The 17,445-nt window shown below is 44.9% G+C and carries 16 protein-coding genes; 4 read left to right on the top strand and 12 right to left on the bottom strand.

Translation table 11 applies throughout. The features are described 5' to 3' along the window. Window positions 1-24 precede the first annotated feature (24 nt). Window positions 25-1,128, bottom strand: a complete 1,104-nt coding sequence (locus BLV66_RS00400; RefSeq protein ID WP_086985454.1) for an AI-2E family transporter — start codon at window positions 1,126-1,128, stop codon at window positions 25-27. Continuing rightward, on the bottom strand, window positions 1,116-2,192 hold the full coding sequence (locus BLV66_RS00395; RefSeq protein ID WP_086985455.1) for a M42 family metallopeptidase: 1,077 nt from the start codon (window positions 2,190-2,192) through the stop codon (window positions 1,116-1,118). Before BLV66_RS00395 ends, BLV66_RS00400 begins: the two co-directional genes overlap by 13 nt. Window positions 2,193-2,348: 156 nt before the next feature. Between BLV66_RS00395 and BLV66_RS00390 the strand changes: the two genes are divergently transcribed. Further along, window positions 2,349-2,783, top strand: coding sequence for a GNAT family N-acetyltransferase (locus BLV66_RS00390; protein WP_086985456.1), 435 nt, complete (start codon window positions 2,349-2,351; stop codon window positions 2,781-2,783). Between the two features lie 187 nt (window positions 2,784-2,970). Here BLV66_RS00390 and mgtE read toward each other — a convergent pair whose 3' ends face one another. The 5 genes from mgtE to yjbM all read right to left on the bottom strand — a co-directional run bounded on the left by mgtE (window position 2,971) and on the right by yjbM (window position 7,961). Continuing rightward, window positions 2,971-4,341 (bottom strand): magnesium transporter, encoded by a 1,371-nt coding sequence (gene mgtE, locus BLV66_RS00385; RefSeq protein WP_086985457.1) that lies wholly within the window; start codon window positions 4,339-4,341, stop codon window positions 2,971-2,973. Beyond that, on the bottom strand, window positions 4,322-5,251 hold the full coding sequence (locus tag BLV66_RS00380) for an RluA family pseudouridine synthase (protein WP_086985458.1): 930 nt from the start codon (window positions 5,249-5,251) through the stop codon (window positions 4,322-4,324). Before BLV66_RS00380 ends, mgtE begins: the two co-directional genes overlap by 20 nt. 258 nt (window positions 5,252-5,509) lie before the next feature. Continuing rightward, window positions 5,510-6,463: an NAD(P)-dependent oxidoreductase gene (locus tag BLV66_RS00375; protein ID WP_086985459.1), complete on the bottom strand. Its 954-nt coding sequence runs from the start codon at window positions 6,461-6,463 to the stop codon at window positions 5,510-5,512. A gap of 2 nt (window positions 6,464-6,465) precedes the next feature. After that, on the bottom strand, window positions 6,466-7,296 hold the full coding sequence (locus BLV66_RS00370; RefSeq protein ID WP_086985460.1) for an NAD kinase: 831 nt from the start codon (window positions 7,294-7,296) through the stop codon (window positions 6,466-6,468). Window positions 7,297-7,319: 23 nt separating this feature from the next. Beyond that, on the bottom strand, window positions 7,320-7,961 hold the full coding sequence (gene yjbM / locus BLV66_RS00365) for a GTP diphosphokinase (RefSeq protein WP_086628370.1): 642 nt from the start codon (window positions 7,959-7,961) through the stop codon (window positions 7,320-7,322). Window positions 7,962-8,262: 301 nt separating this feature from the next. On the opposite strand from yjbM, the gene BLV66_RS00360 reads away from it, so the two are divergent. Both BLV66_RS00360 and BLV66_RS00355 read left to right on the top strand, forming a co-directional pair. After that, window positions 8,263-8,856 carry a CYTH domain-containing protein gene (locus tag BLV66_RS00360; protein ID WP_176974076.1) on the top strand — a complete coding sequence of 198 codons (594 nt, stop codon included), beginning with the start codon at window positions 8,263-8,265 and terminating at the stop codon, window positions 8,854-8,856. A gap of 362 nt (window positions 8,857-9,218) precedes the next feature. Then, window positions 9,219-9,917, top strand: a complete 699-nt coding sequence (locus tag BLV66_RS00355; protein WP_086985462.1) for a DsbA family protein — start codon at window positions 9,219-9,221, stop codon at window positions 9,915-9,917. Window positions 9,918-9,967: 50 nt separating this feature from the next. Here BLV66_RS00355 and pepF read toward each other — a convergent pair whose 3' ends face one another. The 4 genes from pepF to spxA form a co-directional block, all read right to left on the bottom strand. After that, a complete protein-coding gene (gene pepF, locus BLV66_RS00350) occupies window positions 9,968-11,785 on the bottom strand; it encodes an oligoendopeptidase F (RefSeq protein WP_086985463.1) in 1,818 nt (605 codons plus the stop codon). 82 nt (window positions 11,786-11,867) lie between these two features. After that, the gene (locus BLV66_RS00345) at window positions 11,868-13,034 is read right to left on the bottom strand and encodes a competence protein CoiA (protein ID WP_176974075.1); all 1,167 of its coding nucleotides are present in this window, start codon (window positions 13,032-13,034) and stop codon (window positions 11,868-11,870) included. Window positions 13,035-13,522: 488 nt separating this feature from the next. After that, window positions 13,523-14,185 (bottom strand): adaptor protein MecA, encoded by a 663-nt coding sequence (locus tag BLV66_RS00335; protein WP_342746285.1) that lies wholly within the window; start codon window positions 14,183-14,185, stop codon window positions 13,523-13,525. 218 nt (window positions 14,186-14,403) lie between these two features. Then, entirely contained in the window at window positions 14,404-14,802 is a 399-nt protein-coding gene (spxA, locus tag BLV66_RS00330; RefSeq protein WP_086985466.1) for a transcriptional regulator SpxA, read from the bottom strand. A gap of 388 nt (window positions 14,803-15,190) precedes the next feature. Here spxA and trpS point away from each other — a divergent pair, with 388 nt between their 5' ends. Continuing rightward, a complete protein-coding gene (gene trpS, locus BLV66_RS00325) occupies window positions 15,191-16,183 on the top strand; it encodes a tryptophan--tRNA ligase (RefSeq protein WP_086985467.1) in 993 nt (330 codons plus the stop codon). Window positions 16,184-16,387: 204 nt separating this feature from the next. On the opposite strand, the gene lplA is transcribed toward trpS, so the two are convergent. Beyond that, the gene (lplA, locus tag BLV66_RS00320; protein WP_086985468.1) at window positions 16,388-17,395 is read right to left on the bottom strand and encodes a lipoate--protein ligase; all 1,008 of its coding nucleotides are present in this window, start codon (window positions 17,393-17,395) and stop codon (window positions 16,388-16,390) included. Window positions 17,396-17,445: the final 50 nt, after the last annotated feature.

Raw genomic sequence — 17,445 nt, 5'->3', positions numbered from 1 at the left:
CCTTGGAATCCACATTAATTTTTATTATTCTTTATATAACACTTTTTTCTTTCTGTTTTTGACGTAACGGTGGACATATTGAACGATGGTTTTCACGACTGCATACGTGGGAATCGCCAATATCATTCCCAGAACGCCGGATATTTTGCCTACAGCCAACAGCAAAAACAAAATCGTCAGCGGATGCATATTCAGCGTTTTGCCCAAGACATTGGGTGAAATGATGTTCGATTCCACTTGTTGGACCACCAACACAACGACACAGACTAGCAACGCCTTTGAAGGAGCGACAGTCAACCCGATTATAACGGCCGGAATTAAGCCGATGTATGGTCCAAGATAAGGAATGATGTTCGTGATGGCTGCTGTGACCCCAAGCAGGAAGGCGTACGGCAGTCCAATCAGCAGATACCCGATGAAGGTGAATGTCCCTACGAATAAACAGACAAGCGCCTGCCCGCTGATGTACTTGGCGATCGTTTTGTTGATTTCCTTCAGCAATGCAAGCACGTCTGAAGAATATTCATGCGGCAGCAATTGGGCTACCGCTTCAGGAAACTTATGTCCGTCCTTCAACATGTAGAAAAAAATCAACGGAATGATGATGACGAGCAAGGCTACGTTCGCTACGGCCGACAATACAGAACCGATGCTGCCCGTCAGATCATTCAGGAAGGCACTGATGCTGCTTTGGATATTTCCGCTCATCTGAGACAATTGGGTAGGGATATCCAGACGCTCCACCCATTCCTGCTCAATCACTTGTTGATATAGTCTATTCAAGGAACGGACTACGCTAGGCAAATTCGTCAATAACTCTCTGATTTGGCTCACAAGATTCGGAATGAGTCCCAGAAACGAAAAGATGACGATGCCGATAAGAAGAACCATGACGATGAGGATCCCTATCGGTCGTTTGATGTTCAGCCTATTCTCGAGCATTTCGATGAACGGCGTGAAAATATAATACAAAAAACCCGCCACAAGCACTGGCGTGAAGATCGTCGAGATAAAGGCACCGATTGGATAAAATATAAAATTGATTTTGGTGGACACCCAAATCAGGCACGCCAGCACCAAAAGCCAAACACTCCAATAGAGCAGATTCGTTTTCCTTAATTTTTCCATTCAATATCCCCTTCTTTCCCAGACTGTTTGCCGATCATTTGAGCGGACAGATACGCCTCCAACAGTTTGGAGCAGGATTCCAAGGATTTCCGATGGGTACGCTCATAGGCATGGCTAGCATCGATTCCCGGTCCGATCAAAGCATGGCGAACATCCCACCCCGCTTTCATGGCTGCGGAGGCATCACTGCCGTAAAACGGATAGATGTCCAGTTTGTAAGGAATTCCCTGGGATTCGCATAATCCGACCAACTGCTGCCGAAGGCCAAAGTGGTAAGGACCCGATCCATCCTTCACGCAGATGGACACGGTATACTCGTCAGTCTGCTGGTCGTCGCCCATCGCGCCCATATCAACAGCCAAATATTCCACCGTGTGCTCCGGCATATTCGAGTTGCCGCCGTAGCCGATTTCTTCATTGTTCGAAAAAAAGAAGCAGGTCGTATAAGGCAACGTCAAGTTTTCATCCGCGATACGGTGCAGGAACTGCAGCAGGATTGCCGCGCTGGCTTTATCGTCCAAATGTCTTGATTTGATGTACCCAGTCGGAGTAATCTCTGTCCGAGGTGCAAAGCTGATGAAATCCCCTACGCCGATGCCAAGAGCAGAGACATCTTTGGCGGTATGCACTTCTGCATCCAGACGGATTTCCATATTGTCCTGGTTTCGTTCGGCCGTGCGCGCATCTTTATAGACGTGGGCGCTCGTTTGGTGCAATAATATCGTTCCCGTCCAGTCTTTTCCTGTGGCTGCGCTATGAACCGTACAGTATTCCCCATCTATGGAATGATAGGTAAAGCCACCGATCAGGTCGATTTTCAGTCTTCCATCCGGTTTGATTGCCCGCACCATAGCTCCTAACGTATCGATATGCGCCGTCACAAAGCGCCGACTTTGATTTTCGGTGCCTTTAACCGTCACCATCAAGCTACCTTTATGATTTCTTTCAGGTTCGTACCCCTTCTGCTTCAGGTTCTCATCCAAAAAGTCGATGATTTCCGCAGTATATCCTGTCGGCGACGGGATGTTTGTCAATTGTTGGATTGTTTCAATTATGTCTAGCATACTTTTCCTCCTCTTGCTGATTAAATAAGTATAGCAAAAGAACACGGGTAAATGAGGCAAAAGCATTTAATTCAGACAAAAAGTTCCGATTCAGGTAGAATTAAAGGAGAGGTTCCGCCGAGCCCTACAAATTTTGAAAGCGAGGAATACGTATTGATGCATTTTGAATGGACACAAGATTTACAATCACAAACATATCGGGATGCCTTAGACATCCGCAAAGAAGTATTCGTGGATGAACAGCAGGTGCCGGTCTCCATAGAAATTGATGATTTGGAAGATCAAACCTTGCATCTCGTCGGATATGAAGAAGCAATCCCTGTTGCCACAGCCCGCATCTACCCGATGGCAAACGGCAAATACAAGGTGCAGCGTGTCGCTATCCGCAAAGCCGTAAGGGAAAAGAAATACGGAAGCATCCTAATGCAGGAAATCGAAAGACACGTCCGCGAACTCGGCGGAAAGCGCCTGTTCCTTGGAGCCCAGAACCATGCCATCGGTTTTTACGAAAAAGCCGGCTACACCGTCTGCGGCGAAGAATATGAAGAAGCCGGGATTCTCCACCACGACATGGACAAAATGATAGAGTAGAATGATGCACTGTGGTCGTAAACGACCAAGTGTATCATGTCTCTAAGCTATTAAAATAGCAAGAGCCATGACAATTCGCGTTTACGTAGAGCATGATAAATCCCGGGTAGAAATCGAGCACTGAGCAAAAAAACAGGCAATGGACACAGCCCCAGCGGAGGGCTTGTCCATTGCTTGTTTTTTTCACCTACATAAGTGTGGTGATAAAATGTTTTGCGATGTTGAAATAAATCAACACAGATGTCAAGTCGCTGAATGTCGAGATGAACGGTCCGCTTGCAACGGCAGGATCAAAGCCAATTCGATCCATCAAGACAGGAATCAAGCTACCGGCCAAATTCGCCACCGTGATGGCAACCAACATGGAGATGCCGATGATTCCACCTAAGATGAAGTTCTGTTTCCAAACACCGATGACAAGTGCAATCGTTATACCAGTCACCAAACCGGAAATCAAACCGGTCGCCAACTCGGATAAAATGGTACGGAACAAATTTTTCTCCTCATCATCCTGCATGCCGATTTTGCGGACTGCGACGGCAAGTGATTGTGTCCCCGCATTACCGGATGTTCCGGTGATCAAGGTGACAAACACAGAAAGAATCGATGCCTCTGAAATCAGCCCCTCATACTGACTGATCAATGTGGATGTTCCCATACCCAAGAATAATAGCGTAATCAACCATGGCAACCGCTTGGATGCAGCCACAAACGGGTTTTCCGATTGCTCCTCAACGTCGACCCCGGCTAAACCAGAGAAGTCGCTGACGGCTTCCTCATCGATGACGTCAATGATGTCATCGACGGTGATGATCCCCAACAATACATTGTTTTCGTCGACTACCGGCACAGCCAAGAAGTCATAGTCCCTGATTTTATGGGCAACATCTTCTTGCCCTTCGTTTACGTTCACGGATACGATCCGCTCACTCATGATATCGCCGATCATCATGTCTTCATCGTTTACGATCAGATCCCTCAAGGAAATGACTCCGACCAGCACATTGTCCACATTGACGACGTAGATATAGTAGATTGTTTCCGCATCAGGCGCTTTGCTTTTAAGGATAGCCATCGCTGATCGGACTGTCTGATTGGCCACGATCGAGACGAATTCCGGCGTCATGATGGCCCCGGCAGTCTCATCTTTATAATTCAACAAGGCCCGGATTTCTTTCGCTGATTCCACTGGCATCAAGCGCAGATACAGCCAAATCCGTTCATCCTTCAGTTGCTTCAGCATATCGACGGCATTATCGGCATACATGTTTGCCAACATATCGGCCGCGTACTGATTGTTCATTTCCAAAAGATACTCTTCGATCGATTCCACATCTTCTTCGATGATTTCAAACATGTCCGCCATTTCATTCGCGGAGAGATAATTGTACATCGTTATGCGTTCTTCAGGCGCCAACGCCAGGTAAATCTGGGCCTGATCATAGAGGTGATAGTCCAAAAAATCTGAACGGAATCTTTCGATATCCTCTCCCTGGAGCGATTCGCGGATTTTCGCTAACGCTTGGTCTAGTTCAAATTCATATTGTGGTTCCAACATGGATATCAGCCTCCTTGTCCCTCTGTCTGCTTTCCCATTTGATGAAATCATCCGGCAGTGGTGCTTCTATCTTTAAAAGTTCTCCGCTGAACGGATGCACAAATGCCAATGACTCGCAATGCAAGGCTTGCCGCAACATGTCCGGGTCAGCTTTCCCCCCATACAGATCATCTCCAACTAATGGCGCACCAATTGAAGTGAAATGCACCCGAATTTGATGGGTCCTGCCCGTATGCAACTTGATTTTCGCAGTCTGTCCATCCGGATATGACTTATCCAACCAGTATTCCGTCAGCGCTTGTTTGCCGTCTTCCCGCACCATTCGCGTTATAATCGAATCTTCTGACCTGCCGATGGGGGCATCGATGAATCCATGCGGTTCTGTCAGCACGGGTTCGGATAAGACCGCACGGTACGTTTTATCGACTTCTTTGTTACGCAATAGCGTATCCATCAGAGCATGCGCGTATCCATGCCTTGCAAAAAGCATGACGCCGGTCGTATCGCGATCCAGACGCGTGACAATATGAATGACTTGGTCCACGTAGCCTTGACGCTGATAGTAGCCTTTCACGCGATTCGCCATGGAAAGACGCGGGTGAACCTTCGATGGGATGGAAGCAGCTCCAAACGGCTTATTTACAACCAAAAAGTGGTCGTCCTCAAATAAAATGTCTAAAGGCATATCCACCCCGACAGTCGTTTCGTGTTCCCCTTCATCCGGAATGCAGACCATTACCTTGTCATCTTTTTCCAACGTCGCCAAAACCGTTCTTTCCTTGCCATTCAGCCAGATACTGCCACCATTGAATTTGATGGTGGCCAACAGACTTTTTGATATTCCCTTGGAACGTAAAAAAGTCTTCATCAGTGTCGTCTCTTCTTTTTCATATATCCAGCTAAAAATCACTCTACACTACCCCTACTCTATACTGAATCTCTACTTGCGGGCCTGCCGCCTTGGTTTGTTCTGTGCTCATTCGCACTTGGAACAGGTTACCCAGCAAATCCAACGGCTTTGCAACCTTCAGACTTCCGCCGGACAACATACATTCCTATTCTAACCAAAAAGAGGCCATTCTACAACTCATGCCCCGTCATCGCGTAAAAAAATGCCAACAAAAAAGGACTGCACCATCTGACTCGCTGGCGCAGCCCTGCTTTACTGTTAGTATTTTCTTTCAAAATCGATCAGGTTGCGGCTTGGTTTGCCGTCTTTTCTGTAACTCTCAGCATTTTCCAGGACAACTTCAAACAGATTGTCCCGAAAATGCTCAACCACACCCGAAAAATGCGGGGTGATCAGTATCTTTTCATGATTCCACAAAGGACTTCCGGCAGGCAATGGTTCCTCATCGAACACGTCCAAAGCCGCATAAGCTACTGTCCCGTTGTCCAAAGCCTTGATGAGGCTATCGCTGTCCACGGTGACGCCGCGCCCAACGTTCACAAAGAGAACGCCTTTTTTCATGCGTGAAAAAAGAGCATCATCAAAAACACGGTAGGTTTCATCCGTTTGGGGGAGGATGTCCACAACGACATCCGCAAAGTCGATGACTGTGCCGACGTTATCCATTTTGACCGTCACATCAAAACCGGGAATCTCCTTGCCGCTGCGGTTGACAGCGATGACTTTCATTCCGAACGCTTTAGCCAATTCTCCCAGGCGATTACCGATTTGACCCGCCCCGACAATCATCATCGTTTTGCTTTTCAACTCCTGGAGCTCCGTGGTCTGTTCCCATTTCCGTTGCGGCTGATTCAGGATTGCAGTCCGCAATCCGCGCATATGCGAAAGCAATACGCCGATAACGTATTCAGCAATCGGTTCGCTGTGGATGCCGCTCGCATTCGTCAAATAGATTCCCTGACTTTCAAAAGTTTCCAACGGAAGGCTGTTCACGCCGGCCGAAATCGCTTGGACCCATCTTAATGAAGGCATCTGCCCTTCCTCCAACAGTGTGGTCAATTTGTCGTTCCAACCGACAGCCCACTCAACTTCTCTGAACGCTTCTGTTTCCGCGTCATCGGTAACCATCTCGTAATCGGGATAAAGTTCTTTTAGCTTTTCGATGTGCTGCTCCTTCAAACGTGTATTCAGCATCCACTTTTTAGTCGCCATATTCACTGCTCCTTTGCCCGTTCGTTCCTGTCGTTTTTCTTTACGCCAATGAATGCATCTTCGACACGGTCCCAGAAATGCGTATGACGATAACGCGCGAAATGTACACGCTCTCGGGCAATCCGATAAACCAATCTTTCGATGCTTCTTTTTTTAAATGTCAAGTGATCTACAGACAAAATCAAACGATCTTCTTTGTGCGGATAGATGACAATCCACTCGTCTTTCGCGATAATCATAGGCGAGCTCAGCGTCCGATAGATGCGATTATTCACCGAAGCCATCTCCGTCAGCTGGATGGCTTCCGTCCGTGGATGGATAACGGCTCCTCCCAGCGATTTGCTGAACCCCGTCGAACCTGTAGGTGTGGAAACACAGAGACCATCGCCACGGAATGTCTCGAACAGTTCATCCTTCACATAAATATCGCAAACCATCGTCCCGTCCATTTTCTTCAGACTAGCCTCATTCAAAGCGATGTAGCGGGTTTCTTCTTCCTCATCCGCATACTTGACGTGGACATCAAGCAATGGATAGCTGACGCTTTCCCCTTTATCGTGCTTAAGACTTTCGACAAGCTCAGGCAGTTCGTAGGTCCGCCAGTCTGTATAAAAGCCCAGATGCCCGGTATGGATCCCCACAAAACGAACTTGGCTCAATTGGTCTTCGTACTTATGGAAAGCCGACAGCAACGTGCCATCCCCCCCAATCGACACAACAAGATCCGGATTATCCGTGACAATCTCGATTTTTTCAGAGAGGCACATCTCTTTGAATTTCGCCGCGACTGACAAAGTCTCTGGCGTCTGGTTATGGACCAGTGCAATTTTCATATCTGATCTCCTCTCGACCGGCCTCATCGGCTATCATCTCTTTTGTCAGAGAAATAGCGCTGAGCATCCTTGATTTCTTCGCGAATTTCCGACATCTCTTCGTCGAGGCGGAAAGCAGCTTCTGCCGCACGTATCAAGCGGTCATGCAGTTCTTCCGGATATTCGCCCCGATATTTGTAGTTCAATGAATGTTCGATCGTTGCCCAAAAATTCATGGCCAGAGTCCTGATCTGTATTTCGACCAGTATTTTCTTTTCTTCGTAAATACGCTGGACCGGATATTCGATCACCATATGGTAAGAGCGATAACCGCTCTCTTTTTTATGTGTAACATAATCCCGTTCTATAATGATTTCAAAGTCATTTCTTGCGCGTAAAAGGCGCACAACCTCATGTATATCCTCTACAAATTGGCACATGATCCGCAAGCCGGCAATATCCTGCACATCCTGTTCCAGTCTGGTCAAGTCAATATCCCGGACTTCAGCCTTTTCCAATATGCTTTCCTTCTTTTTGACCCGCCCAGTGATGAATTCAATGGGTGCATGCACATTCTCATCGCGATACTGCTTACGGATTCCCTTCAGCTTAACTTTTAATTCCTCTACCGCTTGTTCGTACGGCGCTAAAAATGAATCCCAGTTTTCAACTTCCTTATTTTCCATAGAACGACACCCTATCATATAGTATATGCTACTTTATTTTATCACAATTATTTATGATTCTATATAATTCTTGTCGAAAAGGACCGAATTCATTTTTTCTTCATATTAATACGCTACGCTATGTCTATGTGCACCAACAGCTCAAAATAATTAATTGCGTAGAACTTATGATACAATAAAAATAAAATTTCGCATCGCCTAATGGTATATGCGCTGATGAACGGAATCTAACGAAGGTTCGAATTTTTCAAACAACTACTGCGATCAAAATGAACCTCATAACCGAAAGGAAGTAATGACGATGAGCCAAAATATTGAAAAAGAATTCAAAAACCTATTGAATAAAGAAGAATACGAGGCGCTGATTACTGCCTTCAACCTTGATGAAACAGACCCCATCAAACAAACCAACGTCTATTTTGATACACCTGACTATAAACTGAAGGGTCTGAACAGCGGGCTGCGCATCCGCATGTATGAAGATAAAGGCGAAATCACTCTGAAGACGCCGATTCAGGAAAACGAAAAATTGGAAACGAACGATGATCTGACCCTTGAAGAAGCAAAAGCATTGGTAGATTCCCACAAGATGAGAGCGTCGGGAAATGTAGCCGACAAACTGAAGGAGTTAGGCATTGCGACAGAAGACCTTGGAATCATCGGGCAGCTCTCAACCATCCGCTATGATTTTCCAGGAGACAAAGGGACCTACTTCCTGGATAAAAGTTTCTACCAAGATCAAATGGATTACGAATTGGAATTCGAATCCGAGTCTTTGGAAGAAGGAGCGCTCGCCTTCCAAAGTTTCCTTAAGCGACACGACATCAAAGTGCGTAAAGCGAAACAGAAAATTGAACGCATGCTGGCCTATCCAAATGCGACGACACACCAATAGTCCGGTAACCAGCAATAGCCTATACAAACCAGCCTCATTCTCCAGAAATCCATGCGGAGAATGGGGATTTTTTTTATTTCTTTCCGAGAAAACAGACAAAAATCGAAAATCCTTTGATTTATTTAGGATTTCAAACCATACAAGATAAAAAAATCAGTCGATTTAGTTGCAAAAAAGTTAATTGTCTCGTAAAATACACCTTGACAATAAAACAAGTGAAACTGAACAAGAATAATGAAGGTTGCACGGGGGAACTATAGCCTGACTCAAAAGGCAGTTCTTCGAAAAGCCTTATTGCTACTTGTTTAGGCTTTTTTTTGGTAAACTTAAAGTAAGCAAAATAGGAAAGAGGGAGGGATAAAATGTATAGGTCAAAACAGAATACCGCTGATTCTATCTCTTCTCCTCAACAGATTTTTGAACTTTATCTATTCGTGAACCCGATTGGCCACAAATGCTACCGTACGGAACAAGAAGTCCTGAAATTCATGAGTTCGTTGGATGGACCTAAAGTCCACTTCCGCTTCATCACGTTCCATAATTTCAATACCGTCACACAGTACATGAAGAGATTAAATTTGCCGGAAAAAGACCTAACCTTACGCAATCAAATATACAGTTCAATCTATGATGCCTCATTGGCATATAAGGCTGCCTTGATGCAAGGCAAAAAACGCGGCCGCAACTTTTTGCTTCACCTGCAGAAATCACTTGCGGACGGCAAGACCACCTATTCCAAAGAATTGTTGGCGGTGGTGGCTACCAAAGCCAATCTGGACGTCGACATGTTCTTTGAAGATAAAGAATCGCCTTTCGTTAAAAGCAGCTACGAAGCAGATCAGCATATCGCACAGGAGATGAACATCAAAACGAATCCGTCACTTGTCATCTTCGATAATCTGAATTATCAATATGGCCTTTTGTTGGAGGACAACATCACTGCTGAAGTACTCCATGAAGTGATCAAAGATTGCTCAGTCGAGTGTGGACAAAAAAATGCCAACCTGAAAAAAACAAACATCACGACAATCGGAAAAAACTACCAACGCATCACCCACTGATGGGAAAAAGCTTCGTGGTCCTCAACGGACCGCGAAGCTTTTATTGTTTATTACGCTTGTTGCGCTGCAATCAATTGTTCCAATTCATCCAGACGCTCCTCGAACACTTTCATGGCATCCTCGATGTAAGCGGACTGGGTCATATCCACACCAGCTTTTTTCATCACTTCAATCGGATAGTCGCTGTTTCCTGATTTCAGATAGGAAAGGTACTTCTCCAACGCACCTTCTTCTCCCTCAACGATACGTTTTGCCAATGCCGTTGCAGCCGAAAATCCGGTAGCGTATTGGTAAACGTAATAGTTATAGTAGAAATGTGGGATGCGGGTCCATTCGATGCCTATTTCAGGATCTTTTTCGACGCTTGGGCCGTAATACTTGGCATTCAGTTCTGCATAATAGGACGTCATGAAATCTTGCGTCAACGGAACACCTGCCAAGGCTTGCTGATGGATGTAGTGCTCAAATTCAGCAAATTGGGTTTGGCGGAAAATCGTTCCTTTGAAGCCGTCCAGGTAATGATTCAAAATATAGATGCGGACTTTGGGATCGGTTTGGGTCTTCAGCAAATAATCAGTCAAAATATTTTCATTCGTCGTCGAAGCAATTTCGGCCAGGAAGATCGAATAATCTCCGTACACATAAGGCTGATTTTTTCTTGTCAGATAGCTGTGCACACTGTGACCCAATTCATGGACCAAGGTATACAGTTGATTCAATGAATCTTGCCAATTCATCAGGATATACGGATTCGTGTCATATGCGCCGGAAGAGTAAGCTCCACTGCGTTTGCCCTCATTCTCAAGCCAGTCGATCCAGCGGTTGCCGAATGCTTCCTGGAGTATAGCCCGATAATCTTCTCCCAGCGGTTGAAGACCTTTCAAGGTTTCTTCCGTCGCAGCCTCGATGCTGTATTTGATCGGAGCTTCCCCCGTCAACGGCGTATACATATCGTACATATGCAACTCCTCTACACCCAACAAGACCTTGCGCAAGTCCACATAGCGATGCAACAAAGGCAGATGCTCATTAACCACACGCAGCAACGTATCATAAACCGCTTCAGGAATGTGATTATTCGCCAGCGCCGATGCCCGGGAGGATTCATATTTATGCACTTTGGCTTTGTAATTGTGCGCCTTCACGTTAGTGGACAAGGTTGTCGCAAATGTATTTTTCAGGCCATCATACGTTTTGTAGAGCGCTTTGAAAGCTCCTTCGCGCACTTCCCGATTGGGGCTTTCCATCAATTTCCCATACAATCCGTGAGTCAATTGGACATCTTTGCCCTCTTCGTTCTTCACTGTCGGGAAGGTGATATCTGCGTTATTGAGAACCGAGAAAGTTTTGCTTGGCGCAGCAAAAATTTCCCCAGCCCCCGCCAACAACTCTTCTTCTCTGGCGGACAGAACATGCTCACGAGCAGAGGTAAGGCTATCCAATAAATGCGCATACGGCTGCAGCTGCTCATTTTCCGCCAAGTATGCCTCCAGCTCATCCTCCGGAATCTCCAATATTTCCGGCTCGAACCAAGAGGTGGCTTCGCTGACACTCGTCAAGATCGACAAGGCTTTGTCATGCAGGTTTTGATACAGGTTATCCGCTGTATCCTGATCATTCTTCAAGTGGGAATAAACATAGACTCGTTCCAATTTCTGGTTGATTTTGAGGACTTCTTCAATCCCTTTCAACAAGGCGTGACTGCTCGAGCCGACGGTTCCTTGCAAGGCACGCACGAACGGCACTGCACCTGCTAATTCATCCAAAGCTTTCTCGAAAGCTTCGTCTGTCGTAAAGATCGCTGTCAAATCCCATGTAGATGCCTCCGGGACTTCGGCTCTCTTCAATTGTTTCTCTGTGTTTGTCATCCGGTTTTCCCCCTCTAATTTTTCAATAGTATAAGTTTAGCATACCTTATGACCTAAAGGGTACTGGCAAGTTGAACACGTTTTAACCTAGGCATGAATGATGACTATCTAGTTTCCCGTCCATCGGCGCGTACAGCAGGAGCCATTCTTCCTTGCCGATGGCTGCAGCATGGCCCTCCTCGACCAGCCGCATCACGAACTGGAGCAACGGTTCCCATAAATTCGCGTCATCCGCTTCCAACGACGTCCTTGTCCGGATTATGTTCATTCGTATGCATTTTGACAGCCAATCCAGCAACTGCTTTTTCGTGAGCGGCTTTGTCGTTTCCTTATTGCTGAAATCTCTCAGAAGATAGTAACGCCAGATATAAGCCGGTGTGCGGATGCCTAATGTCCGGCAAGGCAATTCGAACAGAAATGCCGGCAAATGATACAGGTCCTTCCGATCAAGATAGACTGCCAACAAGAATTTCCGGTGTTCCGGATCGGTGCGATACCGCAACAGATTGATATCCTTCGCCTGCATATGCTTTCGTGCCACATTTTTTGTGTAAGCTTTGGGCTTCAAAGCGGAATCATCTGACATCCCCCCCCTTCTATAGAGGCTTTCTAAGCAGGCAAGATTGAGTTCATCCAACGGAATCCCCATCTTTCCAAAATGGAAACGGTTATCACTGCCCAACTTGAGGTGGTGATAGATGGCTATTTCTTCCTCCTGGGTATCCAGAATCCCGATCCAATTTCCAAGTGCGACGGAATACTTCAAGAATTGATAGACAGACTGCTTCATTTTTGCGCTTTCAGGTTGATAATTTATTCCGCAAATCCACCATACTTCGTAGCCGAATCTTTTGTATCCCCGGGTCCGCGCCAACAAATCGGAAGGAGAGATTGGACTGCATTGGTACTCCACGGCGATTTCCTTTCCATCCGCAAGAACAAGCAGGAGATCCGGACGCTGTTGCAATGCCGGAAGCCAACACTCCAAGGTGACTTCAAACCCTTCACTCTTGAACTTTTCGAAAAGCAGTTGCTTCCCTTTCAGATGGGGAAGTGTTTCGCCTTCCGAAAAAACGGCGCAATCAGCATGTTGGTGGTGGGCAAAATGCGCAATCATGATATTTCCTTTTTTCAGCACCAACTTCCCCTTGCAAGCTGGGCAATAATACATCTCCCCATTCTTGGCTTTTTCCTTTGACGCTTGGTAAGCCTGAATCAATTCCCCATTTACATTTCTAGCGATCAGCATAAGCAACCGCCCTTTCTGTCTCTTTCCCATAACATCCGCGAAAGAATTAGAAAAGCGTTCCCAGCCCGCTCTGCCTCGAAAGAAATTCAGGAAATCTGGCCTCGCAAGGTTCACAACGGTCACCTTGTCCTGGGACTCTAAGGGATGAATCCCTTAGAGTCCCAGGCAAATGAGCATCGTAGAGCGCAATTGCTGAGAGACTTCCAAAACAAAGGAATCAACGTGACCGTGCCGGTCAGTTGTATCATGTTTCTAAGTCATCAAGATGACAAGAACTATTGCCTTGTCGAACAGTATCCTTGGCTAGAAGAGACAAGGTATTCCTTCATCCCTTTTTCGAGAGGTAGGCTTGGAATGCTAGACATCGGTTGGGGATGCAGAATATTGTTGCAAATATATAAAAAACCTGTGGTGATGCAATTTTCAATTAAAATAATCAAACTCCTTGAAGTACAAAAAAATCCGACCCTTTTCGGGGTCGGATCAGATTATTTAAAGTAGTGTCTGGCTAATTCCAATGCATTGTCTTGGATGATCAACTTACCGTATTCGCCCAATATCTCAATAGCAATATCAGATTCTTCTGAAAATTCCAAAGCCTTCAAAATTTCGTTATCGATATTCGTTTCCGTCATCTCATCTATAAAATAAACAACCGCCAAATAATATTGATTATCATAGTAGTAGAGCGAAGATACGCCGCTCTCCAGGACCATCCGTTTCGCCAACTCCAAGAAGTCATCAAAACTCTGGAATTTAAATACGACTTCCAAAGGTGCCATATCATCCTCTTCAGATTCAGCATCCGTCTTGTCACGTTCATTGAAACTCTTCGTCTGTTTTTTGATGTAATCCACTACATGCTCCAATTGATTGGAGCCATTCGCCATATCGAAGTCGTCTTCATTGTTCATCCCTTTACTGATGAATAACTCTAAACCATTCCCATTAGGCAGCACTTGGAAAGTAATTGCATCTGATTCATGAAATTGATTATCAACATCGACCTCCTCGAGGATGCTGTAGAAAAAGCTCTCGATTTGCTTTTGATTTCCTAATAAATCCAGAAAGGTGATGCCTCTTTCCTCTAAATCAGAATTCTCAATCAAAACGCGAATTGTGTTTTCGTTGATGTTTTCCATTTCCATCATGCTTCACCCCACTTTTCTTTCCCTATTTTTCTTATACCCATTGTAAATCAAATCGCAAAAATGTAAAGACAAAAGCACAAAATCTTTTAACTTCTCATTTGTTTTCTCATCTAAGCGTTTCTGTCGTTTCAAAATATCGAAGTTCAGCGGTCAAAAAAGACAAGTACAGCCGTCAGTCCGGGGCACTTGTCTGTTGATTCCTGTTTAGTTGCTGTTGACTAGAAGTTTGCCAATCTTTGCGCTTTTTGTAATTCCAACGCGCGGACTTCCCTCGGCAAGAAACGACGGATTTCATCTTCGTTGTATCCCACTTGCAAACGCTTCTCGTCTAAAATGATCGGACGACGCAACAGGCCGGGATTATCCTCGATCAAAGTGAATAATGTATTTAAAGGTAATTCGTCTAAGTCAATGTTTAATTCTTGGAATGCTTTGGATCGAGTGGAAATAATTTCTTCAGTGCCTTCTTCAGTCATTTTCAGGATACTTTTGATTTCAATTTCTGTCAAAGGTTCGGAGAATATATTCCTTTCAGTGTAAGGGATGTTATTGTCTTCTAGCCATGCACGTGCCTTGCGACATGAAGTACAACTTGGGGAAGTATATAATGTTACCATCTCTGATCTCTCCTTTATTCGTAAGCTTTATTTGTGAACCACTTACAACTATTATTATAAACCAAGCTACGCACAATAGCTATCCTTTTTTTTAGGGTTCCACACACTTCTGTCACATCTACGACACATTTACACTTTTTAATAGTCAGTAAAATGTTTGTGAAAACCTTATTTAACGGCGTTTCCAATCAACCTATCTCAATTCCGAAATTTTACAATTTATAATAAATATCGTTTAATAATTATTTTTTTCCGAATTAAGCCTAAATTTTAAAAACGCTTCCATCCCCCCACAATCTTCCGACTTTGTGCATTCGATTTAAATCGTGAATACAAACCCAATTTGCGTTATAATAAATAATGACGTACTTAACCTAGGAGGCTTTTTATGAAAAAGAAAATATTTTCCGGCGTTCAACCCAGCGGTATCCCTACAATCGGGAACTATATCGGAGCGATGAAACAATTCGTGCAGCGTCAAGAAGAGTATGACTGCACTTACTGTATCGTAAACCAGCATGCGATTACCGTTCCGCAAGATCCAGCCACTTTGACCGAACGGACACGTGGATTGGCAGCTCTTTATTTGGCGCTTGGAATCGATCCGAACAAATCGACCATCTTCATCCAATCGGAAGTTCCTGCCCATGCTCAAGCTGCGTGGATCGTCCAATGCAACACTTACCTGGGCGAATTGGAGAGAATGACCCAATTCAAAGATAAATCCTCTAAACAAGAGACGGTTTCGGCCGGATTGCTGACCTACCCGCCTTTGATGGTAGCAGATATCGTTCTCTACAATACGGATTTCGTCCCTGTTGGCGAAGATCAGAAGCAGCATATGGAATTGACAAGGGATTTTGTGCAGCGTTTCAACAACAAGTATGGAAAAGGCAAAAAGATCCTCTCTATGCCTGAACCTATGATTCCAGAAGATGGCGGTCGTATTATGAGCATCCAGGACCCTACCAGCAAAATGAGCAAATCCGACAAGAACACCAAAGGGTACATTTCTTTGCTGGATGAGCCAAAGGTCATTCGCAAAAAAATTAAGAGTGCTGTCACCGACTCAAGCGGCATCATTGAATACGATAAGGAAAACAAGCCGGGTATCTCCAACTTATTGACGATTTTCTCAGCCTTCACTGATCAACCGATTGATGAATTGGTAAATGAATTTGCGGGCTCGGGCTACGGCAATTTCAAAGAAAAATTGGCGGATGCCATCATCGCTGAATTGGAACCTATGCAGAATCGTTATTATGAATTGTTGAGTTCCAAAGAATTGGATGATATTTTGGATGCAGGCGCGAAACAAGCGAATGAAATTGCCTCCGAAACCCTTAAACGCATGGAAACAGCAATCGGCCTCCACAGATAGAATATAAAAGCTGAACGGGTTCGTTCAGCCCTGAAAGAAATTTAGGAAATCATGCCGTATGAGCATCGTAGAGCGCAATAGGTATGATTTATCTAATTTCCGAAGGGCTAACCCGTGAAGCTGCATCATAAATGCTGAACGGGTTGTTCAGCATTTATGATACAAAAGAGAAGCTCCGCTAATTGCGGGGCTTCTCTTTCATTATCAGTACAATTCTTCAAGCAATTCTTCTGCTGTCACATTACCGAAGTATTTTTTTATGTCAAGTTCATTCAATTTAGCCAGCATATCCTCTTTGGCATATTTGACGCCGATGAAAGCATCTTCAACATCCTTGATTTCCCCCAAGCCAAAGAAATCTCCGAAAACCTTCAGCTGTTGGATATGCCCATCTTCAACGTTCATGCGGACTTCAATGGATCCGATAGGAAAACGATGATGTTTTTGGATTTCGAATTTAGGTGATTTGCCGTAATTCCAATCCCAGTTCCCGAAATATTCTTCGCGTATTTCATAAACGCGTTTCCAATCTTCTTCGGTCAAAAGGTACTCTTTTACTCCCTCACGCGTCTCGACATCAAAAATCGACAAGAGCATCAGATCACGAAATTCTTCCGTAGTCAGGTTTTGATAAGCCTCATCAACAAAAGGTTTGATGTTGGTCACGCGGCTGCGGATCGACTTGATGCCTTTCGATTCGATTTTTTCTTTGCGCGGTTTCAATGCGCCGGTTACGGCATCCAGATCGGAATCGAATAGGATTGTCCCATGGGCGGTCATCCTTCCGTTCGTCGCATACATGGCATTCCCCGAGAATTTTTTTTCACCGATGACCAGATCGTTTCTGCCCTTTAATTCAGCTTCCTTGACGCCTACGCTATGCAAAAAAGAAATAACCGGTTTTGTGAATTTTCCGAAATCGCGGAATGAATCACCTTCATCCTTCGTGATGAAGCAGAAAGAGAAGTTACCCAAATCGTGGTACACCGCGCCACCCCCGGACATACGGCGGACGATGTGTATCTTATTCGCTTCGACATAGTCCGCATTGATTTCTTCAATCGTATTCTGGTTGCGGCCAATGATGATCGAAGGCTCATTTATATAGAACAACAGAATCGGTTCATCCAAGATTTTTTCCTTCAATAAAAATGTCTCCAAGGCAATATTTACGCTAGGGTCCAACTGTCCTTGATTATCCACAAAATACATATGCTTATACCTCTCCCATTCTTCATTTCATTTATTTTTTTGTTATATGT

The sequence above is a fragment of the Trichococcus collinsii genome (assembly GCF_900107505.1).
Taxonomy (GTDB): domain Bacteria; phylum Bacillota; class Bacilli; order Lactobacillales; family Aerococcaceae; genus Trichococcus; species Trichococcus collinsii.
This window is presented reverse-complemented; position numbering and strand designations above follow the sequence as displayed.